Annotated in this window: 18 protein-coding genes and 3 tRNA genes; 13 read left to right on the top strand and 8 right to left on the bottom strand. The window is 69.4% G+C overall.

The annotated features are described in order from the left end of the window. Positions 1-8 precede the first annotated feature (8 nt). On the top strand, positions 9-446 hold the full coding sequence (locus Ari01nite_RS20120; RefSeq protein WP_203782811.1) for a hypothetical protein: 438 nt from the start codon (positions 9-11) through the stop codon (positions 444-446). Here Ari01nite_RS20120 and Ari01nite_RS20125 read toward each other — a convergent pair. Both Ari01nite_RS20125 and Ari01nite_RS20130 read right to left on the bottom strand, forming a co-directional pair. Continuing rightward, positions 443-1,309, bottom strand: coding sequence for a transketolase family protein (locus tag Ari01nite_RS20125; RefSeq protein WP_203782886.1), 867 nt, complete (start codon positions 1,307-1,309; stop codon positions 443-445). The genes Ari01nite_RS20120 and Ari01nite_RS20125 overlap by 4 nt on opposite strands. 8 nt (positions 1,310-1,317) lie before the next feature. Continuing rightward, entirely contained in the window at positions 1,318-2,001 is a 684-nt protein-coding gene (locus tag Ari01nite_RS20130; protein ID WP_203782812.1) for a thiamine pyrophosphate-binding protein, read from the bottom strand. Between the two features lie 45 nt (positions 2,002-2,046). Between Ari01nite_RS20130 and soxR the strand changes: the two genes are divergently transcribed. Together soxR and Ari01nite_RS20140 are read left to right on the top strand one after the other, a co-directional pair. Then, complete coding sequence (gene soxR / locus Ari01nite_RS20135) at positions 2,047-2,481, top strand: redox-sensitive transcriptional activator SoxR (protein WP_203782813.1); 435 nt, start codon at positions 2,047-2,049, stop codon at positions 2,479-2,481. 82 nt (positions 2,482-2,563) lie between these two features. Further along, positions 2,564-3,868, top strand: coding sequence for a hypothetical protein (locus Ari01nite_RS20140; RefSeq protein WP_203782814.1), 1,305 nt, complete (start codon positions 2,564-2,566; stop codon positions 3,866-3,868). Between the two features lie 305 nt (positions 3,869-4,173). Here the strand turns inward: Ari01nite_RS20140 and Ari01nite_RS20145 are convergent. Next, a tRNA-Ser gene (locus tag Ari01nite_RS20145) sits at positions 4,174-4,258 on the bottom strand. Between the two features lie 216 nt (positions 4,259-4,474). On the opposite strand from Ari01nite_RS20145, the gene Ari01nite_RS20150 reads away from it, so the two are divergent. The 4 genes from Ari01nite_RS20150 to Ari01nite_RS49930 all read left to right on the top strand — a co-directional run bounded on the left by Ari01nite_RS20150 (position 4,475) and on the right by Ari01nite_RS49930 (position 9,168). Continuing rightward, complete coding sequence (locus Ari01nite_RS20150) at positions 4,475-6,289, top strand: ricin-type beta-trefoil lectin domain protein (RefSeq protein WP_203782815.1); 1,815 nt, start codon at positions 4,475-4,477, stop codon at positions 6,287-6,289. A 21-nt stretch (positions 6,290-6,310) separates the two neighbouring features. Continuing rightward, positions 6,311-7,273, top strand: coding sequence for an NAD(P)H-quinone oxidoreductase (locus Ari01nite_RS20155; RefSeq protein WP_203782816.1), 963 nt, complete (start codon positions 6,311-6,313; stop codon positions 7,271-7,273). 273 nt (positions 7,274-7,546) lie between these two features. After that, a complete protein-coding gene (locus Ari01nite_RS20160; RefSeq protein WP_239162867.1) occupies positions 7,547-8,074 on the top strand; it encodes a DUF4352 domain-containing protein in 528 nt (175 codons plus the stop codon). A gap of 368 nt (positions 8,075-8,442) precedes the next feature. Beyond that, complete coding sequence (locus Ari01nite_RS49930) at positions 8,443-9,168, top strand: C40 family peptidase (protein WP_239162868.1); 726 nt, start codon at positions 8,443-8,445, stop codon at positions 9,166-9,168. A 72-nt stretch (positions 9,169-9,240) separates the two neighbouring features. Here Ari01nite_RS49930 and Ari01nite_RS20170 read toward each other — a convergent pair whose 3' ends face one another. Next, positions 9,241-10,443 (bottom strand): GAF domain-containing sensor histidine kinase, encoded by a 1,203-nt coding sequence (locus tag Ari01nite_RS20170; RefSeq protein WP_203782817.1) that lies wholly within the window; start codon positions 10,441-10,443, stop codon positions 9,241-9,243. Between the two features lie 321 nt (positions 10,444-10,764). Between Ari01nite_RS20170 and Ari01nite_RS20175 the strand changes: the two genes are divergently transcribed. Next, complete coding sequence (locus Ari01nite_RS20175; protein WP_203782818.1) at positions 10,765-11,295, top strand: YbhB/YbcL family Raf kinase inhibitor-like protein; 531 nt, start codon at positions 10,765-10,767, stop codon at positions 11,293-11,295. A 75-nt stretch (positions 11,296-11,370) separates the two neighbouring features. Here the strand turns inward: Ari01nite_RS20175 and Ari01nite_RS20180 are convergent, their stop codons facing one another. Further along, a complete protein-coding gene (locus Ari01nite_RS20180; RefSeq protein WP_203782819.1) occupies positions 11,371-12,084 on the bottom strand; it encodes a class I SAM-dependent methyltransferase in 714 nt (237 codons plus the stop codon). A 261-nt stretch (positions 12,085-12,345) separates the two neighbouring features. Between Ari01nite_RS20180 and Ari01nite_RS20185 the strand changes: the two genes are divergently transcribed. Beyond that, positions 12,346-14,334 (top strand): DUF6311 domain-containing protein, encoded by a 1,989-nt coding sequence (locus Ari01nite_RS20185; protein WP_203782820.1) that lies wholly within the window; start codon positions 12,346-12,348, stop codon positions 14,332-14,334. A 177-nt stretch (positions 14,335-14,511) separates the two neighbouring features. On the opposite strand, the gene Ari01nite_RS20190 is transcribed toward Ari01nite_RS20185, so the two are convergent. Next, the gene (locus Ari01nite_RS20190; protein ID WP_203782889.1) at positions 14,512-15,231 is read right to left on the bottom strand and encodes an IucA/IucC family C-terminal-domain containing protein; all 720 of its coding nucleotides are present in this window, start codon (positions 15,229-15,231) and stop codon (positions 14,512-14,514) included. 379 nt (positions 15,232-15,610) lie between these two features. Here Ari01nite_RS20190 and Ari01nite_RS20195 point away from each other — a divergent pair, with 379 nt between their 5' ends. Further along, entirely contained in the window at positions 15,611-17,140 is a 1,530-nt protein-coding gene (locus Ari01nite_RS20195; protein WP_203782821.1) for a peptide deformylase, read from the top strand. Here Ari01nite_RS20195 and Ari01nite_RS20200 read toward each other — a convergent pair. Next, positions 17,137-18,252: a globin domain-containing protein gene (locus tag Ari01nite_RS20200; protein WP_203782822.1), complete on the bottom strand. Its 1,116-nt coding sequence runs from the start codon at positions 18,250-18,252 to the stop codon at positions 17,137-17,139. The genes Ari01nite_RS20195 and Ari01nite_RS20200 overlap by 4 nt on opposite strands. Before the next feature lie 144 nt (positions 18,253-18,396). Between Ari01nite_RS20200 and Ari01nite_RS20205 the strand changes: the two genes are divergently transcribed. Next, on the top strand, positions 18,397-19,155 hold the full coding sequence (locus tag Ari01nite_RS20205) for a CPBP family intramembrane glutamic endopeptidase (protein WP_203782823.1): 759 nt from the start codon (positions 18,397-18,399) through the stop codon (positions 19,153-19,155). Here Ari01nite_RS20205 and Ari01nite_RS20210 read toward each other — a convergent pair. Then, a complete protein-coding gene (locus Ari01nite_RS20210; RefSeq protein WP_203782824.1) occupies positions 19,142-19,774 on the bottom strand; it encodes a hypothetical protein in 633 nt (210 codons plus the stop codon). The two genes, Ari01nite_RS20205 and Ari01nite_RS20210, sit on opposite strands and share 14 nt — an antisense overlap. Positions 19,775-20,966: 1,192 nt before the next feature. Here Ari01nite_RS20210 and Ari01nite_RS20215 point away from each other — a divergent pair. Together Ari01nite_RS20215 and Ari01nite_RS20220 are read left to right on the top strand one after the other, a co-directional pair. Further along, positions 20,967-21,057: transfer RNA gene (locus Ari01nite_RS20215), tRNA-Ser, on the top strand. 36 nt (positions 21,058-21,093) lie between these two features. Beyond that, a tRNA-Arg gene (locus Ari01nite_RS20220) sits at positions 21,094-21,166 on the top strand. The last annotated feature ends 470 nt before the right edge of the window (positions 21,167-21,636 follow it).

The raw sequence follows: 21,636 nt of genomic DNA on the forward strand, positions 1-21,636 counted from the left end.
AACGCCACATGGACGTGTTCTCCCGTACGTTCCTCCCCGCCGCCGCCGAAGCCGGTGTGGCCATCCCCACCGTGAGCCGGCACATGCCGATCTTCCGCCGCTGCGTCGAGCCGGACGACACCACCGTGCTGGTGAGCCGCTGTTACCGCCCGGACGCCCCGCTTTCCGGCGAGTTCATCCTCCTGCTGACCCGGCGCCGGCTGGTGGTCACCCAGGAGACCAAGGTGTTCCACCGGCTCCGGCTGCATCTGAACGCCAACCTGCGGCACCTCAGCAACGTCACCTGGAACCCGGACGCCACCCGCTCGGCAGTCGAGGTCACGGCGACCGCGGTGGACGGGGTGCGCGAGCGGTTCCGGCTGCGGCTGGCCGAGCCGGAGGCCGTCTGGCGCTTCGACTCGCTGCTCCAGCACGTGTTCCGGTCGCCGCGCGCCGCCGTCGCCTAAAGGAACGCGTCGATCGACGCCCGCAGGCCGGCCGGATCCAGGCCGTGCGCCCGCGCGTGGTCCCGCCAGGTGCCGTAGCGGCGAATCTCGGCCCGGCCGACGCCCAGGTGCAGTGCCCGGTGCGGCCGGCCGGCGAGCGCGTCGGAAACCTGCCGGGCCGACGTGCCGGCCAGGTACGGCTCGACCACGACGATCTCGCTCTCGGTGATCTGGCGCAGGCCCTCGGCGTCCAGCGGCCGCGGGGTGTTCGTGTAGGCGACCGTGACGTCCAGGCCGCGGGTGGCCTCCAGCACGGGGTCGAGCATCGGGCCGACCGCCAGCACGAGCGGTCCGCCCCGGCGCAGCACCCGCAGGCGGCCGCTGTCCGGATAGGCCCGGTCGTTCTCCTGCACGCTGAGGCGTACATAGACCCGGTCGTCATGCCGGGCCGCCGCGCGCAGCAGGGGCGGTACCTCGTCGTGGTGGCCGGGCACGTGCACGGTCCAGTGGTCGAGGGTGTCCAGCAGAGCCACGTCGCCCGGCGACTGGTGGGTGTAGCCCGCGGACGCGCCGTCGTACGAGGCCCCGATGCTGACCAGCACCGCACCCGCGTCCTGGTGGCCGAGGTCCAGCTTGATCTGCTCGTAGGCCCGGTCGACCACGAACGGCGCATAGGAGTGCACGTACGGGCGCAGCCCGGTGAGCGCCAGCCCGCCGGCCACCCCGGTCATCAGCTGCTCGCGGATGCCGACGTTGAGCACCCGGTCGGGATGCCGCCGCATGGCCGGCACGAACGCGTCGGCCGAGATGTCGGCCAGCACCAGCGCGGTCCGCGGGTCCTCGGCCAGCAGTTCGGTGGTGGCGGCCACGAATGTCTCGCGCATCATGCCGGTCAGCTCCACTTCGGTTCGACGGTGGCCACGACCAGGTTGGGCCGGTCGTGGTGGCGCCTGGCCAGCGCCCGTTCGATCTGATCGCGGTCGCGTCCGTCCACCACGGACACCACCCAGTCCGGGAAGCGGGCCGGGATGCCACCCGGCCAGCCGTGCGTCGCCGACTGGTTGTCGATCACGATGGCGGTCAGCGGCAGCCGGATCGCCGCCGCGTACGCGATCGCCTCGTGGTTGCTGCCCTCGTCCAGTTCCGCGTCGCCGAGCAGGACGAACGTGCGGGTGCCGAGGAGGCCCTGGGCGCGCAGGCCGAGCGCCACACCGACCCCGATGCCGAGACCGTGCCCCAGCGAGCCGGTGCCGATCTCGACGCCCGGGATGCGGATCCGGTCCGGGTGGTGGCCGAGCGGGCTGTCCCAGCCGCCCAGGTCGTCGAGCCACTCCACCGGGATGAAGCCCTTGGCGGCCAGCACCGCGTAGTAGGCGGCCGGCCCGTGGCCCTTGGAGAGCAGGAAGCGGTCACGGTCCGGTGCGTCGACGCTCTCCGGGCTGATCCGCAGTATTCGGTCGTAGAGCACCCACAGCACGTCGAGCGTCGAGTTGGCGCTGGGCAGGTGCTTTTCGTCACCGGTCAGCCGCCGGAGCAGCGGTTCAAGCCGGTCGGTCCGGTTCGCGGTAAGAGTCATGCGGATAGGCTGCAAGTTAAAGTTCACTTCAGCTCAAGGGTGCGGATGGAGACTCTCGCCATAGGCGACTTCGCGGCGCGCAGCGGTGTCGCCCCCTCGGCCCTGCGCTTCTACGAGCGCGAGGGCCTGATCAGATCCACCCGGACCGGCGGAAACCAGCGGCGGTACGAGCGGTCCGAACTGCGCCGGGTGGCCTTCATCAAGATCGCCCAGCAGGTCGGGGTGTCGCTCGACGAGATCCGGTCGGCGCTGGCCCAACTGCCCGAGAACCGCACCCCGACCAAGGCCGACTGGGCCCGGCTCTCCGCACACTGGCGCCGCAACCTGGACGACCGGATCGCGCTGCTGGAACGGCTGCGCGACCAGCTCACCGGCTGCATCGGCTGCGGCTGCCTGTCGCTCCAGCGCTGCCACCTGATCAACCCGTCCGACCAGCTAGCCGAGCTGGGCGCCGGCCCACAGGCGTTCCTCAACCCGTGACCTGACGGTGATCCACGGGGCTGCCGTGCAGTGACTCCACTCGATAAGGTGTCGCGGCTGTCAACCACGGGGAGTTCTCGTCATGAAGTTGTTGATGCGCGCGGCGGCCGCCGCAGCGTCCGTCGTCGCATTCGCGGTTCCGGCCCCGGCGCAGGCCGCACCTACATCCGTGACCTTGGCGGCGGTGACTGAACTCAACGCCGCCGGCAAGCCGGTCGCCTACCCGGTCAAGCCGGGCGAAACCGGCAAGGCTGTGCTGGGCGTCGTCAACCTCGCCGACGAGCCGCTAGCCGGCGTCGTGGTGGAAGTGCGCGTGCTCAACGACATGGACCTTCCGCGGGTCTACACCAACTGCCAGTACTACGTGGACGCCAACGTCGAGGGCGCCTGGTGCGAGTTCGACCGCGAACTGGTCAAGGGCGAAACGGTCGCGACCGACTTCGCGGTGGCCGCCGCGCCGTCCGCCGATCCGGCCAACTGGTCCCGGGTCATCACCCGCTGGTTCCCGAAGTCCTACGCGGACGAGCGCGGCGGCATCGCCAAGCTGGCCGAGCTGGACAACGTCGGCGCCTCGAAGCCCGGTCCCGGCACGGGCGGCGGAGCCGTGACGCTGGCACCGAGACCGCTGCCGATCCCGGCCGCGCCCAGTGGAGTCGGCTTCACCGACCTCAAGCTGATGGTCACCAGGCTGGCCGCCCTGAACGCCCGCGACGCCGCCGGCAAGCCGCTCGTCTACCCGATCAGCCGGGGCGAGACGATCGGCCTCAACCTGGGCGTGGCCAACCTCGGCACCGCACCCGCGGAGGGCGTGGTGCTCCGCGTCCGGGCCTACGACGACCTGGACCTACCCAGGCTGTTCACCAACTGCCAGTACTACGTGGACGCCAACCTGGAGGGCGCGTGGTGCGAGTTCCCCCAGACCGTCCCGGCCGACCGCAGCACGTACGCCCTGACGCAGTTCAAGGTGGCCGCCACCGCTGACGCCGAGGCCAAGACCACCAAGACCACGCAGGTCGAGTGGTTCCCCAAGGAGTGGTCCGACAGGCAGGGCGGCATAGCCGAGATCGCCAAGAAGCACAGCGGCCAGGGCACCACTCCCGCCGCGGGCACCGAGTCGGCCCTGACCCTGACCCCCGCCGAGATGACCATCCCGGCCGAGACGAGCCACGCCATCTTCGTCCACACCAACCTGGTGACCACGCCGTCGTCACCCACCCCGGCGCCGTCGTCCTCCGGCCCGGCAATTGCGGCCCCCGGCACGCCCGAGGAACTCGTCATCACCGGCAGCGCAACCACCGCGGTGGTCGCCGTCGGCGGCGCGCTGGTGCTGGCCGGCGTCCTCGGCCTGGTGGTGGCCCGTCGGCGCCGCACAAGCTTCACCGCCTGACGCCCGACCTCAGCGCGCTGATCACCTCAGCGCGCTGAGCGCGGCGGCATTCTCAACCGTCGCCGCCGAGGAACCGAAGGCAACGATGCGCCGAGCCGAGCCGGACGGCGCGGCTGGGGATCGCCGCCGCGCTCAGCAGGGGAGAGCACGGGGGGAGTAAGCCGAGCTTTGCCGCGTATTTGCCGCAGCGAGCGAGATCGAGTGGTCCGCCGCGAGATCGAATGACACTGACGGCTTAGCGAAGGCAACCCCCGCTGATCTGCGTTCGCGCAGGTCGGCGGGGGTTTCTGCGATTCGTCGGGGAGCGGAGGGCGTGGGATTCGAACCCACGATGAGTTTCCCCATACCGGTTTTCAAGACCGGCGCCATCGGCCACTAGGCGAGCCCTCCCGTGCTGCGGTCCCAGTTTGCCAGACCGCCTCCAGGCGTCGGCACGGCGTCTGCAACAAAACTTGAATTAAGCGCGTTAAAAGGTGGCTGGCCTGCGCAAACATGGCTGCAACGAGGGCGGACGGTGGTTGACAGCCGATCGACCTCGGTGTTTATTGTTCACTGTCTTACCAGTCCCGCCTATGGCCCCCACCTACGGCAAGGGAGTCCCCAACCATGAAGAAGGCGCTCCTGGGCGTTGTCATCGTCGTCGCCAGTGTTGCGGTCGCTGCTCCCCGGGCGTTCGCGGCCGGTGAGACGGTCGACGTCTATCTCACCACCACCAGCGACAGCGGCGGCCGCACGGTCACGCGTGGGCTGCAGCAACAATCCCCGATCGCGTTCGCGAGCAGCAGCGGAGCCGGCAACCAGACGATCACCGTCAACGAGCAGACCACCTACCAGCCGTTCGAAGGCGCCGGTGCGTCCATGACGGACACCGCGGCGTTCAATATTCGCACCCTCGCCGCCGGCACCCAGAACGACGTGCTGACCAAGTTGTTCAGTCCTAGCGCGGGCATCGGGGTCAGCGCACTGCGCAACGTCATCGGGTCGTCCGATCTGGCGCAGAACAGTTACTCGTACGACGTCACCTGCTGTGACCTCAACGACTTCTCGCTCAGCCGGGACGCCGACATCATGGCGCTCACCAAGCAGGCGCTCGGGCTCAACCCGTCGATGTTCGTGATGGCCTCGCCCTGGTCGGCGCCGCCGTGGATGAAGGACAACAACGCGTACAGCCAAGGATGGTTGCAGTCGCAGTACTACGGCACGTACGCCCAGTACTTCGTGAAGTACATCCAGGGTTACCAGGCTCAGGGCGTACCCATCCGATATGTCACCGAGCAGAACGAGCCGACCTGCTGTGCCGGTTACCCGTCGATGCAGTGGAACACCGCCGGCCTGCAGTACTTCGCCAAGACCAACCTGCTGCCAGCGTTGCAGGGTGCCGGGCTGAACACCAAGGTGCTGGTCGGTGACTGGAACTTCGACACGTACCAGACCTGGGTTTTGCCTTTGCTTTCCGACACCGCGATCCGCAACCATCCGAACTTCGGCGGCGTCGGGTGGCACGACTACGGCGGCAGCCCGTCGACGATGACCACTGTGCACAACGAGTTCCCGGGCGTGAACCAGTACTTCACCGAGCACTCCGGCGGCACCTGGGTCAGCAACCAGCAGACCGAGGACATGCTCGACCTGATCGAGTACTTCCGGAACTGGGGTCGCAGCTGGACGAAGTGGTCGCTCGCGGTGGACGAGGCGCGGGGGCCGCACAACGGCGGATGTGGCACCTGTACGGGGCTGATCACCGTGCACCGCAACGACAGCCGGCGCGGGCAGGTCGACTACACGATCGAGTACTACACGATGGGCCACCTGACCAAGTTCGTCCGGCCGGGCGCGGTGCGGATCGACTCGACGGCCAACGGCACGGTGCCCAACGTCGCGTTCCGGAACCCCGACGGGTCCAAGGTGCTGATCGCCTACAACACCGGCAGCAGTACGCAGAACGTCAAGGTCAACTGGGGTGGGCAGTCGTTCACGTACAGCCTCCCCACGAAAACCTCGGCCACCTTCACCTGGGCAGGCGGACAGACCGGAGCCGGAACGAGCATCACCGGACTCGGCGGTAAGTGCCTGGACGTCACCGACGGCTCCACCGCCAACGGCAACCAGCCGCAGCTCTGGGACTGCACCGCCGGCAACACCAACCAGCAGTGGACCGCCGGCGGCGACGGCACGATCCGCGGCCTCGGCAAGTGCCTCGACGTGGCGAACAACTCCACGGCCGACGGCGCGACCGTGCACCTCTGGGACTGTCTGCCCGCGGTGGCCTCGCAGAGGTGGACGGCCACCGGCGGCACGCTGGTCAACGCGGCGTCCGGCAAGTGCCTGGACGTCCGGGACAACAATGCCGCGAACGGGGCGAAGCTCCAGATCTGGTCCTGTACGGGAGCCGCAAACCAGCGGTGGACGGTACCGGGGTAATCCAGCTGGCAAGCTGAACCCATGCAGGCGATCACGATCGAAGACAGGCAGCTGGTTCCGCGCGAGGTGGCCGATCCGGTGCCCGGCGAGGGCGAGGTGCTGGTCGACGTCACCGCGGCCGGGGTCAACCGGGCCGACGTGTCGCAGCGGCAGGGCCACTATCCGCCGCCGCCGGGTGCCTCGGAGCTGCCGGGGCTGGAGTGCGCCGGCGTAATCGGCGCGGTCGGACCGGGCGTGACCGAGCACCATGTCGGCGAACGGGTGGCGGCCCTGCTGTCCGGCGGCGGCTACGCGGAGCGGGTCGCGGTGCCGGTGGGCCAGTTGCTGCCGGTGCCGGCCGGTCTGTCCGTGCAGGAGTCGGCCGCGCTGCCCGAGGTCGCCTGCACGGTCTGGTCGAACGTGGTGGACCGCGACCGGCTGCGTAAGGGCCAGACCCTGCTGGTGCACGGCGGCGGCAGCGGCATCGGCACGTTCGCGATCCAGCTCGGCAAGGCGCTGGGCGCGACCGTGGTGGCGACCGCCCGGGCCGGCAAGCACGACCGGCTGCGCGCGCTCGGCGCCGACCTCGTCATCGACTACACCGAGACCGACTTCGTGACCGCCACCAAGGACTTCACCGGTGGTGCCGGGGCCAACGTGGTGCTCGACATCGTCGGCGCGAAGTATCTGGCCCGCAACATCGACGTGCTGGCGCCGAACGGGCGGATCACGGTGATCGGCTTCCAGGGTGGCCGCACCGCCGAGCTCGATCTGGTCGCTCTGATGGCCAAGCGCGGTTCGGTCTCGTCGACGTCCCTGCGGGCCCGGCCTCCGGCCGACAAAGCCAGGATCGTTTCGGGCGTACGCCGTGACGTGTGGCCGCTGGTCGAGGCCGGCGCGGTGAAGCCGGTCATTCACACCACCATGCCGCTGGCCGCAGCCGCCGACGCGCACCGCCTCATGGAGTCCAGCGACCACCTCGGCAAGATCCTGTTGCTCCCCTGACCGCCGTAACGTACCACTTTCGAGTGTTTTAAGGCGGAGTTTACGCACTGATTAGCCCGATTTGCGGCGCGTCGCACCGCCGTCGCACCCGGAGTGCGCCGAGCATGGTGGCCGCGTTCGGGCTCGGGGAGCCGGGAGCCCGTCCGCCGCAGTCGCCGACCCGGTTCGGGAGCCACCGTGCCCGCCCTGCCGCCACACCACACGCCATCCGCGGAACCAGCGCGCCGCCCGCGGCGGCCTCGCTGGCCCTGGGCCTTGGCCGGTGCACTTGCGGTGATCGCGATCGGCTCCGGCGCGTACGCCATGCGCGGAGTGAGCGACACACCCACCGCAACCCCGGCGGGAATGCCGTCGGCGGCGGCGAGCGGGGGCGGCGCCGGTGAGCTCGAGTCCGGCACCGACCTGGCGACGCTGGACCGGACCGGGGCCGAGGGCGTCTTCATGGTCACCGTGACCGGCGTGCGCTGCGGCGTCGAGGAGGTCGGCCCGGCCGATCTGCGGCAGCCGGCCAAGGGCGAATTCTGCCTGGTGGAGGTCTCCGCCGAGAACGCCGGTGGGGAGGCGCACCTGCTCGACGGCGGCGCGCAGCGGGCCGTCGACACCCAGGGCCGAGCGTACCCGGTCGATGATCGGGCCGCGGCCTTCGTGAACGATCGGAACCCGACCCTGCTCGAGGAGATCGCCCCGGGAGCGACCGTCACCGGCGTGTTGCCGTTCGACGTGCCGGCCGGGACCAGGCTGGCCACGCTCGTGGTGCACGAGTCGCCCGGCAGCCGCGGGACCAGGGTTTCCCTGTCCTGATCACGGGACGATCACAGGAAAATCTCGGAAATAGAAATGCGGCGATCGACACCTCAAAGCTCATTCTTTTCGAAAATATCCGGGGTTGATTGTGTGAAACATCCCCCAAAGCATTCCGGATCTGTGTTGGCATGGTCGACGGAAATGACGAGTAGTCCGGGTTCCCAATGCCGTCCAATGACGGTCGGCACCGGCGCGGCAGCAGTAATGGCCAACCCGGACGGGATTCGCGCGAGTGCCCCGGGCCGATTTCGGAGGCAACGCTGCACCGTCCGTCCGCGAGCCGGGCACTGACCGCCGGCGCCATCGCGCTGGCTGTCGTCACGCCGGCCCTTGAACCCGTCGAGCAGGCCACCGCGACCGTTCCGGTGCACACCGAGTCGGTCACCGAACCGGCCCGTTCCGAGGTCGCCACGCTCGATCCCGACTCCGCATTCTCGGCGCGGGCGATAGCCGCCCAACGCGCCTCGCGTGCCGTCATCCGGCGCGCTACCGGGGTCCGCCCGGTCACACCGACGGCACCCCGCCGTCCCGCCGCGGCTCCCGCCCGGCCCGCGCGTAATGCCGCCACCGCGGCCGTGACCAGGCGTAGCGAGCCGGTCCGGAATGCGGCGGCACGGCGTACGGCCGACGAGGCCCGCGCCGGCGCCACGCACCGCACGGTCCGGGTCCGCAAGGCCCGCACCGTCAAGCGCACGGTTGTCCGAGCCCGTACGGTGACCCGGCCCGCCGCCAAGCCACGCACCCAGAAGGTGATGCGGCTGGGCAACATGACCGCGGTGATCGCGTACGCCCGCTCCCAGGTCGGCGCGCGCTACGTCAGCGGCGGGGAGGGCCGGGGCGGCTTCGACTGCTCCGGGTTCACCAAGCGCGCGTACGCCCAAGCCGGTATTCGCCTGCCGCATTCGTCCGGCGGTCAGGCGGCCCGCGCCAAGCGCATCGCGCGCGGCAAGGCACGGCCCGGAGATCTCGTGGTCGGCCGCGGGCACGTGGGTATCTACATGGGCAACGGGATGATGATCGACGCGGGTAACCGCCGCACCGGAGTGGTGTATCGAAAGCTCTATTCCGGGCTCAGCGTGGGGCGCCTCTAGGAACAGCCGGGGAAATTACGGCGATTCGATAAATAGTGCGGGATGCCGGCTTCGCATCGAGCGAGGCCGGCATCAGCGACGCGGCAGGGTGAGCCGTACGGTGGTGCCGACTCCCGGCTTGCTGTCGAGATGCACGCTGCCGTGGTGCGCGTCGATGATCGACTTCACGATGGCCAGCCCGAGCCCCGGGCCCTGCACCGCCATCACTTCGGCCGACGGGCAGCGGTAGAACCGGTCGAACACGTGCGGCAGGTCGTCCGACGGGATGCCCACGCCGGTGTCCGTGATGATCAGCTGCGGCTCGCCGTCCGTGGTCGCGTCGATGGTGATCTCGCCGCCCGCCCCGGTGAACTTGATCGCGTTCACCACCAGGTGGTTGAGCGCCTGGGCGAGCCGTTTCCCGTCGCCCCGGGCCGGCACCGGCCCCCCGCTGCGGTCGTGCAGCCCGACCTCCTTGTGCTCGGCGAGCGGCCGGCACGCGGCGATCACCTGGTGGACGAGCTCGGCCAGGTCGAGCTCGGCCGGCTCCAGCTCGATGCTCTCCTCGGTGAGCCGGGCGACCAGCAGCAGCTCGTCGATGAGCCGGAGCAGGCGGTCCGAGTTGCGCTGCATCACCGACAGGAACCGCCGCGAGGTCTCCTGGTCGAAGTCGCTCTCCAGCAGCATCTCCAGGTAGCCGCGGATGGTGGACAGCGGCGTGCGCAGCTCGTGGCTCACGGTGGCCAGGAACGAGTCCTTCATCCGGTCGAGCTGACGCAGCCGGTCCGCGACGTCCCCGGCATGGCGAGCAAAACGACGCAATTCAAGCTGTACGGCCGCATGCCGGGCCAGGCTGCGCAGCGCGCGCCGCTGTGCGTCGCTGAGCTCACGCGGCACCCGGTCGACCACACAGACCGTGCCCACGGCGTGCGTGCCGTCCAGCACCACCGGTGCCCCCGCGTAGAACCGGATACCCTCCTCCGCCTGGACGTACGGATTGTCGGCGAAGCGCCGGTCGACCGTCGCGTCCGGCACCTCGAGCAACTCGTGTCCGTGGATCGCGTACGCGCAGAACGACAGCTCGCGCCGGGTCTCGTCGAGATCGACACCGACCTTGGCCTTGAACCACTGCCGGTTCTCGTCGACCAGGCTCACCAGCCCCATCGGGGTTCCGCAGATCTCCGAGGCGAGCAGCGCGATGTCGTCGAAGTCCTCCTCCGGCGCGGTGTCGAGCACGTTGGCCTCGTGCAGCGCTGCCAGCCGGGCGTGCTCGTCAGCGGGCAGCGGCGCTTTCACTCCCAAATGCTCCCACCGCGGGCTTGACCGATGGCCGCATTCCCTCAGACAGCAGTCGGCACCCGCCCGATGGGAACGAGTGCCGACTTGCTGGCCGTAGCGACCTATCGCCACCGGGCACGGGGATCTCTGCCACACGCACCCGGTCGGATGTCAGACAGAAGCATCGCCCGGCCCCTCAGAACCCGTGCGCACCATCTGTGCGTTTCCCCGATCGGGTGACCGGCTGCCTGCCCGGCGGCGAACCTACCGACCGGTTACTCTCGGCGTTGGTTTCCGAATGCAGAGAAGATCTTCTCCACCTCGCCGGAGGACTTCGCCATGAGTCTCGACCGCCCACTCGCCCCCGATCCGTACGATCTGCTGCCGCCGGTCCCGTCGTTCACCGTGACCAGCGCGGACGTCACGGACGGACAGCCGCTCGACGAGGTGTTCGCGCACCCCAGCGCCGGCGGCAAGAACCTGTCACCCCAGCTCTCCTGGTCGGGTTTCCCCGACGAGACCCGCGGCTTCGTGGTCACCTGCTTCGACCCGGACGCGCCCACCGGCAGCGGCTTCTGGCACTGGGTGCTGGTAAATCTGCCGGCCACCGTGACCGAACTGGCCCGCGGCGCCGACCCGCTGCCCGGTGACGCGTTCTGCGTCCGCAACGATTACGGCGAGCGCAACTACGGTGGTTCCGCGCCGCCGCCCGGCGACCGCCCGCACCGGTACGTGTTCGCGGTGCACGCGATCGACGTCGACAAGCTCGAGGTCGGCCCGGACGCCTCGCCGGCGTACGTGGGCTTCAACCTGGCCTTCCACACCGTGGCCCGGGCAACGATCCGCCCCACCTTTCAGGTGGGTGGCTGAGCCGTCACGCAGAGGCCGCCGGGCAGGTGCCCGGCGGCCTCTGACATTTCTGGTACGGGATCAGCCGGTACGCGATCAGCCGGGCGTCCGCGCCACGACGAAGACGGACTGGCCGAACGGCGGCTTCACGATGCTCTCGGCCGCCTTGGTCAGCGGCAGCACCAGCGAGTCGTACACCTTGACCATCGGACCCTCCTTGGGCGCCAGCTTGAAGATGCTGGTGGCGCCGTAGTAGCCGATGAGGCCGAGGGCGTTGGCGTAGTGCAGTTTCTCGATCTGCAGGCCGGCCTCTTCCATGGCGGCCCGCATGGTCTTCTTGGTGTACCGCCGGATGTGCCCGGTCGCGATGTCGACCTGGCTCATGGCGAACATGAACGCCGGCACGATCAGGATGACCCGCCCGCCGGGGCGGACCAGGTCGGCCATGCTGCGCAGCGCCCCGACGTGGTCCTCGATGTGCTCGAGGACGTTGTACGAGACGGCGGCGCTGTACTCCCCGTTGGCGTCCGGCGAAGGCAGCAGCATCTGCCGGACGTCGATGTTCGGGTGGTCGGCCATGCGCTCCTTGAGCTGCACCAGCCGGTCTGGATCGGCTTCCGTCGCCGTGAACCGCGGAAGGTGCTCCGCCCACTCGAGCGCGTAGAGACCCAGACCACTCCCGATCTCGATCGGGTTGTCCCCGAGGTACGGGAGTGCGAGCTCGACGAACCACCGGCGGTGGTTCACGGCCGTGGCAAGGCCTTCGAGCACTTCGGACTGGATCCGCTGGTCTCCAGTGATGTCTGCCATAAGTAAGGTTCCCTCGTCTTGCCGATCGCTGACAGCGGGACCGAACGAGTTAACCATCCGGCACGCGTAACCGAAAGTTGAGCGGCCCCTAGCCGCCCATTATTTGCCTGATTGAGACATAGGCGGTCGGGGTACTCGGTGAGCTTCTGTCCATGTCCGTGACGCTGCCGATGCCCGGAATACAACGTTCATATCGGCTCGATCACGCCTTGGCTCCTCGACACAACAACGTTACCAACCTCGGTTAGGCTCGCCGATGCTATGACGATTACGGGTATTGACTCGACAGGCCAGTCGGCCGGCGGCAACGTTCTGCCGCCCCGTCAAGTGACCGAGACCGACGACCTGGACGCCGAGCTTCGGAGCCTGAGGGACGACGTCGCGACGACCGCTCCGGTCTCGCCCGTCCCCGCCGTCGAGGTCGCCCCTGAGCAGCACACGGAGCCACCAACGCAACGCCGAGCGTGGCGTTCGCTCACTTGGCGGGACGCGGTTGCGATAGCGACGTTCATCGCTGTATCGCTCTACCTCACGTGGCCGCTGTGGTCCAACCTTGGTCACGGGATGGCCGACGATCCGCAGGATCAGGCTTTCTTTGAGTGGATGTTGGCGCACGGCGCTCGGGTCGTCACGGATGGCGCCTATCCGTTCTTCTCGGATCGCATGAATTACCCCGACGGGGTGAACATGATGGCCAACACCTCGGTGCTGGCCGTTTCCATCCCGATGACACCGGTGACTCTGCTCTTCGGTCCGCATGTGGCGTTCAACGTATTTCTTACTCTTGCGTTGGCACTCACCGGCATCTCGTGGTATTTCGTGCTCTCGCGTCAGTTCGTCGGCTCGCGACTTGCCGCTTGGCTCGGTGCGATGTTCTGCACGTTCGCACCCAGCATGGTGTCGCACGCCGGCGGCCACCCGAATATCGTCTCGCAGTTCCTGGTCCCGCTGATCATCTGGCGTACGCTGCGGCTGCGCGCCCCCGGACGGTCCCTGCGCAACGGGTTGATCCTCGCCGCGCTGCTGATCTGGCAGGCGTTCATCAACCTGGAAATCCTGTTCATGACCGCGGTCGGACTCGGCTTCTTCTGCGCGTTCATGGCACTGGCCCGGCGTAAGCGGCACCGGGGTGAGATCCGCGCATTCCTCCGTGCTCTTCTGGTGGCCGGCACGGTCACCGTCGCGGTGCTGGCGTATCCGCTCTCGGTGCAGTTCTTCGGCCCGCAGGCCTACCACGGACTTCCGGAGTTCGTTCGCAACTTCGGTGCCGACCTCGCGTCGTTCACCGCTTATGCGACCCGGTCCATCGCGGGTGACGCGGTGCTCGCCGAGCGGCTCGCCCAGAACCCCCAGGAGGAGAACGCATTCTTCGGGTGGGGTCTGGTCATTCTGTTCTTCGGCCTGATCGTCTGGATGCGCCGCACGCCCGCGGTCCTCGCGGTCGGCCTGGTGACCCTGATCTTCGCCGCGATGTCGCTCGGCCCGCGCGTGATGATGGACGGCATCAACACCGGGGTGACCGGCCCGTGGGCGCTGCTGCACAGCGTCCCGGTGCTCAACTCGGCGGTGCCCACCCGCTGGGCGATGGCGATCGCGCCGGCGGTCGGCATCCTGCTGGCGCTCGGCGTCCAGCGCGCCGTCGACCTGGTCAAGTCGCAGCCGGCGGCCCGCGGCCCGGTCCGGGTGGCGATGGTCACCGCGGTGGCGATGGCGCTGGTCCCGCTGGTGCCGACCCCGCTGCCCACGCTGCCGCAGGTGCAGGCGCCCGAGTTCATCGCCTCCGGCGAGTGGCGCCGGTACGTCGACGACAACCACACGGTCGTCACGCTGCCGCTGCCCGACTCCAGCTACCCCGACCCGCTGCGCTGGAGCGCCGCCACCGGCCAGGACATGCGGATCGCCGGCGCCTACGCCCTGCTGCCCAACCAGAACCCGCTGAACCCCGCGGACCGCACCGCCCTGTTCTCGCCGCCGTGGCGCCCCACCAGCGGCCTGATGGCCTCGATCCGCCAGGGCAACCCGATCCCCGAGATCACCGACACCCGCCGCGAGATGACCCTGGCCGACCTCCGCTACTGGAAGGCCGGCGCCATCATGCTCACCCCCCAGCCCCGCGACACGGAGATGCTGCGCGCCATGACCGGCCTGCTGGGCGTCGAGCCGACCTGGATCGGCGGCGCCTGGGTCTGGGACGTCCGCCAGCTTGTCGACGACCCGGCCGCGGTCCTGACCGGCCCCGACATCAGCTGAGGAGGGCGGTCCCCGGACCGCCCTCCGACCTTTTCGGTGGTGTGCGTGCCACGATCCGGTTGTGGGCCGGGGGCGGGCGGCTGCTGGTGGGTCGGGCACAGCCCGGTGGCTGCGCGCGGAGCCGGCGATGCAGCTAGCCGGGCGAGAGACCGTCCGGCCCGGCTTTACCCGTACCTTCTAAGGCTTGATGCAGCAGCCCTTGCAAACCTTGGGCTGCGGGAGCGTGAAAGCCAAACAGCACGTCTTGCGCTGCACATCCAGCTTGCCGCTGCGGTCCGGGACCAGTTCGATCAGGTCGGCCACGCCCAGGGCCTCGAGCAGGCGGTCGATGGTCTCGGCGGACGGGCCGGGCAGGGCGTCGGCGGAGCGGAGGACGCCGTAGGCGACGCCCGACGACAGGGAACCCAGCAGCGTGCGCGTGCCCAGCCGGACCCGGGTGTGGATGGCGTTCAGCAGCGGCGTCAGGTGTTCGTCGAGCAGGGTGCGGCGGAACTCGGCCAGCAAGGTCTGCTCGTCCGGGACCACGCGCACCTGCGGCAGGCCGCTCAGCGCCAGGGGGTCGGTGGGCAGGACGGCCACCGGGATGTCGGCGCGCAGGCCCAGGGTGACCAGCGGGCGGGGGTCGTTGAAGTGCATCAGGACGTCGGCGCCGGTCATCAGGGGAACCCGGCGGGCCGAGGCGAAACCCAAAACCGCGGGCAGGGCCAACCAATAGGTGTACGCCTTCCAGGCCAGCGCCGCGGCGGCGTGGGGCTGGGCGTTCCAGCGGCGGCCGGCTCCGGAGAGCAGGAGATCGAGGTGGTCCTCGGCGAGCCGGGCGGCGGGCTGCCAACCGGTGGGGTCGTGCACCAGGAGGTCGGGAGCCAGGCCCGGTAGCTCGGTGCTGGTGCCGAACATGGCGCGCAGGGTGGCGGTCACCGGTGCCAGGAGCTGGGGGGCGGTGGGACGAGTCAGGGGGACGAGGGCGGTGGTCACTGACGGCTACCACTCCGCGGTGACTCTGTGTTCCAGATCACCGCTCTCACCTCGCCATACCTTCGTCCGGGACCACTGTGTCCCGAGCCGCCAACGACGACTCACCGTACACCTCTAAGGCTAGCCTAACCAACCCAGGAAGCCTGAACTTTCGGGCGAATACCCTCGGCCAGGGTTACCTAACCGTGAGTTGAGCCGTTGCCGGATTCGTCAAGGTATCTGTCGGCAACGCGCTACTAGCACCTTGCGGACATCGGGCGGCGGTGACACTGAAGTTCTCGTCGCGAAGGGGACATCGATGATGACCACCTCACCCGTCGAGCGGGCCGCTGACCAATTTGTTACGGCGCTGGCGCACTGGCGGGTCGAGCGCGGAATGAGCAAGAAGCAGCTTGCCGCGCGTATGGGTTTTGACCCCTCCTATGTCAGCCACGTGGAAGGGCGGCGGCACAAGCCTACCGAGGACTTCGCCCGCCGGGCCGAGGCGGTCCTGGGCGCCGGCGGGCTGATCTGGCAACGCTTCCAGGAGTACGACGAACTGCGCCACGCGCGCGGCTCGACGCTGCACCGCGACCCGCCGGTGCCGGTCCAGTGGCTGCCGCCGGGCACCGGGCTGATCGTCGAGCAGGAGGTCGCCGAGCTGGCCTACGCGGACGGCGGCTACCGCTGCCGGGTGCGGCGCTCGCTCTACAACGCCGGCGCCGAGCCGGTCACCCGCTACCTCGTGAAGATCTCGGTGGACCGCTACCCGCACGACCCGGCCGGCTCCAACCGGCACCACCGGGAGCACCCGCTGACCTTCGAGGAGATGGCCCTGGAGGCGTTCGCCGGCGAGGGCGGCGCCGTCGAGCCGATGCACTCCCGGATCAAGCTCGACCGGGACGCGGCCAAGGAGGTGTGGCTGCTGTTCGCGAACGAGCGGGGGCAGTTCCCGCTCTATCCGGGGCAGCGCACGGTCATCGAGTACGCGTACACGGTCGGCGTGGAGAAGTGGGGCCAGTGGTTCCAGCGCGCCGTGCGCCTGCCCACGCGGAGGCTGACCGTCCGGCTCGACTTCCCGGAGAGCTTCGACCCGCAGGTGTGGGGCGTGGAGACGTCGCTGGCGGCCGAGGTGCCGGTGCGCTCGCCGCTGGAACGGCACCGCGAGAACGACCGGGCCATCTTCGAGTGGTCGACCGACGCGCCGCTGCTGAACGCCCGGTACCGGCTGGAGTGGCGGTTCCGCGGAGTGGGGGCGCCGTCGTACGCCGAGGTGGCGCCCGCGTCGCCGAACCTGCGCCGGGCCTCGCACCGGATGCGCGGGATCGGCATCGTGCAGCGCGGCTCCGACCTGCTGCGGCAACGCGCCCGGCACTTCCAGCTGCCACGCGAGGACGCCGCGGCCCGCGAGGCGGTCACCGCGCTGCTCACCTCGCTGACCCGGCTCGAGGAACTGCACGACTTCAGCAAGGGCGTGGGCCTGGCGGCGCCGCAGATCGGCCGGTCGGTGGCCGCCGCGGTGGTGCGTCCGCCGGACCGGAACGCCGACCCGGTGGTGCTGCTCAACCCGCGGGTGGTGGGTGAGTCGGCCGACCGGGACGAGCAGTACGAGGGGTGCCTGTCCTTCTTCGACTACCGGGGGCTGGTGCGCCGGCCGCTGCGGATCGAGGTGGAGCACGCCCGGTACGACGGGACCCGGGTGATCACGACGTTCGACCGGGCGATGGCGCGGCTGGTGGCCCACGAGATCGACCACCTGGAGGGCCGGCTGTACGTGGACCGGATGACCGCCGAGTCCAACCTGGTGCCGGTCGCGAACTACCACCAGTCCGGGCGGCCCTGGGATTACTAGCCCATCTCCGAGAAGCTGTCGTACCGGATCCGGATCGACGGCACCTGGAGTTCGGCGAGCGTCTTGAGGGTCGCCTTGACCATCGGGCCGGACCCCGAGACGAAGAAGTCGTGGTCGTTCCACGGTCCGTACCGCGCCACGACCTCGGAGATGTTGCCCTGCTCGCCCGGGAAGGTCGGGTCGTCGCTGCACGCGGTCACCACCGAGAGCCAGGGGTAGCGCGCCGCGAGCCGGTTCAGGTCGGCCAGGTCGTACAGGTCCTCCCGGTTGCGCGCCCCGAAGAAGACGTGCACCCAGCGGGTCCTGTTGTACCGGGTCAGCTCCTCCAGCAGCGACTTGATCGGGGCCAGCCCGGTGCCGCCGGCGATGAACACCGCGTCCCGGGTGGAGCGCCGGTCCAGGTTCATGGTGCCCATCGGAGCGGCCAGCTTGACCATGTCGCCGACCTGCAACCGGCGGACCAGGGAGCTGGACACCCAGCCGGCGCCCAGCGCGCGTACGTGGAACTCCAGGGTGTTGTCCCGGCGCGGGGCGTTGGCCACCGAGTAGGTGCGCCACAGCCGGGGCTGAAACTTGGGGCACTCCAGGCTGAGATACTGCCCGGCGCGGAACTCGAGTTGCTGCATCGGCTGCACCGTGAAGACCGCGATGTCCTTGGCCCGGCGCTCGTGCGACACCACCTCTGCGTACCAGTAGGGCGGGTTGGTGTCGGCCTCGGCGCCGGCCATCATGCGTGCGGCGATGACCGCGTACGCGTCGGCCCACGCCTGGTCGTACTCGACGCCCCACTGCTCGCCCGCGTACGCCCGCATCGCTTCGATCAAGGCTCCACCCACCACCTCGTAGTGATCTGGTTCCACGTGGAACTTGCGGTGATCCCGGCCCAGGCCCCTGAGGTAGTCGTCGAACTTCTCCGGGTCTTCCAGGGTCTGCACGGCGGTCACGATCGCGCTGAGCAGCCGGGAGCGCTGCACATCCATGTGGACCGGGAACAGATCGCGAAGGTCGGGGCGGGACAGGAACATCCGCGCGTAGAAATATCCGGCTACCTTGTCCTGATGCTCCTCGACGAGACTCCAGCTCTCTTTGAGCAAGCGTGCGAGGTCTCCCATGCATTCAGGGTGGTCACAACAGTCAGAAGCACGACGCACGAAAAGTGCGACTCGTCTCAGTCTGCGGCGCGTCGCTTGCCCTGATAGGTCCGTTTATGCTTAGCCGGCCGTCCCCGTTCGGGTGATCACCCCTACAGTTGTCGCGTGACTGCTGCCGTCAGCCGCCGGTTCCTCTCGGCCGAGATCGTCATCGTTCTGCTGCTCTCGCTCGGGCAGTCCGCGTTCTATGCGGTGGTGTCGCTGATCGCCAAGCTCACCGCCGACAAGCCGCTGAGCCAGCAGTCCGCGGTGCTCAACGCGTCCCAGTCGTCCCGGCCGTACCTGGACCTCACGTACCAGCTGCTCGGGATCTTCTTCTCCCTGGTGCCGGTGGCGCTGGCAATTCACCTGCTGATGCGCGACCGCATCAACCCGTGGCGCACCCTCGGCCTCACGGCCGATCGACCGGGCTTCGACGCGGGCTGGGGCACGTTGCTGGCCGCCGGCATCGGGATTCCCGGGCTGCTTCTGGTGTACGCGGCGTCCGCGCTGGGCGTCAACGCGCAGATCGTCCCGGCCGCGCTAGAGCAGGTGTGGTGGGCGATCCCGGTCCTCATCCTGGCCGCCGTCGAGAACGCGGTGCTGGAAGAGGTGATCGTCGTCGGCTACCTGATGACCCGTTTGCGCGAGATGACCGTGCCGATCGGCTGGATCATCGTCTGCTCGGCCGTGCTGCGCGGCTCGTACCACCTCTACCAGGGCTTCGGCGCGTTCGTCGGCAACGCGGTGATGGGCGTGGTGTTCGCCCTCTTCTTCCTGAAGTACAAGCGCGTGATGCCGCTGATCGTCGCCCACACGATCCTCGACGTGGCGGCGTTCGTCGGCTACACCCTCCTGCCGAAGTCCTGGCTCACCTGGCTGTGACTTTGTAATGGGCGTGGGCTCTCGCCGCAACGGCTTGGGCCGAGGCGTTACCGCTGAGGGCGGCCGCCAGCAGACTCGTGCCCGGGAAGTAGTGATTAGCCACCCGAACCACCGTCCACGCACCGGTCTGAACCGCCAGCAGACGCCCGAACCGCCACACTGCGCCGGATACGCCACTTTCGTCCTCGTAGGGCGGCCGGCTGGCAGCGGCGAGGGCCGCCTCGGCATCCGCCAGAGTCGGATGGACCCGCGTGATGACCAGCAGGTCGGCCGCTCGCTGCGGGTGGGTGGGGTCTTGCCCGTACGCCGCAGCGAGGTGCAGAACAAGTTCCGCGTGGGTGAGAGCCGCCGTCCCCACCAGGGCGGCCGGCGCAACGGACCCGGCCACCGCGCCGAGCACGCGGGTGAGCCTGCCGAACCGGGTGAACTGCTCCGTGGCCAGGCGGGCCAAGGCTTGGGGGGTGGCGGTGGGGTAGGAGTGCCTGGTCTTGGCGGCCCAGGTTTGGGCTCGGGGGCCGAGGACCTGGACCGCGGCGAGGGCCAGGAGTTCGGGGGCGTGCCCGGGGTCGGCGAGGAGCTTGGTCCAGGGGTCGTCGGGGGTTTCCACGGTCTCCTGCACCGTTGCCGGCCTCGTCGCTGCGACCTCCGGCTGGGCGGTGTCTTCCGCGACGGCGTCCGGCCTGGCGGCGCTTTCCTCGACCGTTTCCGGCTGGACGGCACCCTCTACGGCCGCCTCGGGCTGGGTCGGGATCTTTGCGGCCGAGTCGGGACGTGTCGGGCTTTCCCGTCTTTCGGCGGGGGTGGGTTCTCCCACTGGGGCAGGGGCTGGCCCGACGGCGGCTGCGGCTACCGGGGTAGGCGCCGGCGGCGTCGCGTCGGTCGGGACTGCCTTCCGCGGGGTGCGCTTCGCGGGCGTCGCCTTCTTGGCCTTACTTATAGGGGCGCTGCCCGCCTCGGTGGCGGCTGCCTTCTTCCTAGCCCGGCTGGGTGCGGCGGCCTTGATCGGTTCCGCGGACAATTTCGCCGGCTCTGTCCCAGTCGCGTCGCCGGTTCGCGGCGTTGCGGAGTTCTCCACGGCGGGTTTGGACGCCGGGGCGGGCGGCTGTGCGCCGGCCGCCGGCCGCGCGGCGGGTTCGGCCGGCGGGGCGGGCGACTGCGCGGGGGGTTCGGCCGGCGGGGTGGGCGACTGCGCGGGGGGTTCGGACGCTGGGGCGGGCGGCTGCGTGGCGGAGTGATCAGCGGTCGGCGGCTGCGTCTTGGCAGGTTTCGGTGCCGGGGCGGGCGGCTGCTTGGCGGCGGGCTCGGGTGCCGGGGCCGGCGGCTTGGGGCTGCGGCGGGCGGGTTGAGCCGGAATGTCCCGAGGCGGCGCGGCGGCGTCCGTGCCGGAAGCCGGGGCCTGCTCCCGGGGCTTCCGGGGGTTGACCTTGGGGTCGGCCGCGCGGGCGGGTTCCGGCGCTCGGCGCGGACGGGATGGTGCCGTCCCCCGATCGGGGTGATCCTCGGCACTCGGCGGTTGAAAAGTCACCGCCGGCGCCGCCTTGGTGGCGCGGCGTGGCGCACGCTGGGCCGGCTTCTCCTCCGGCTCGGACTGCTCGGGAGCGCTGAACGCGGGCCGTGCAGAACGAGCGCGCGGCGTGCCACGGCGCTCCGAGGGCGGCTTCTCCTCCATGCCGTGGCAGCCTAGCCGTTTCGACCGCGTTTCACCTGTTGGAGGCGCTCCCCAAACCCGGCGACGCGCGGACCCCTAACCTCTTTGTGCGGCCCGCAACGGGTCCGGTATCCTCAAGCGTCGGTGGTCCCAGGGCCACCGGGGAGACTTCGCCTAGTCTGGTCTATGGCGCCGCACTGCTAATGCGGTTGGGGTTTTAAAGCCCCTCCCGGGTTCGAATCCCGGAGTCTCCGCGTGTTCGGCCGGTGTGTATGCTGGCGGAGCACTGAGCGCCCGTAGCTCAATGGATAGAGCATCTGACTACGGATCAGAAGGTTAGGGGTTCGAGTCCCTTCGGGCGCGCTTGATTGTTTGGGGCCTGAACTGCGGAAACGTGGTTCGGGCCTTTCGCGTTGTCCGGCCTGTGTGGAGGTTGGGTGGCGTGTGGGTGGCAAATGGGTGTCGTCACCTTACGTGACGGTACGAGTGGCAGCGGCTTCGTGACCTGCGGCTTCGCTTCTTGCCGGTGGGTCGTTTCTCCGAGGGTGTTTCTTTTCGCCACGTCCTGCGGGCCGGTTCTTGGCGGCTTTCTCCTTGATGCGTTTGCGTGTGCCGGGCTGCGGCCAGCACCAGCGCGGCGGTGGCGTCCGCGCAGCGGCGCTGCGAATCGGGCAGCACGCTGGTAGGTGTCGGCGGTGACCACGATGCTGGAGTGCCCGAGTAGATCTTGCAGGGTAGAAGATCAAAGACCTGAAGTCGGCGACGACGTCTAGTACATCGACCCCGAAACCGGCGAAGAGGGCCCTCCGCAAGATCACCCACGTCTGGGTCCA

This window comes from Paractinoplanes rishiriensis (assembly GCF_016862375.1).
Classification (GTDB): Bacteria; Actinomycetota; Actinomycetes; order Mycobacteriales; family Micromonosporaceae; genus Actinoplanes; species Actinoplanes rishiriensis.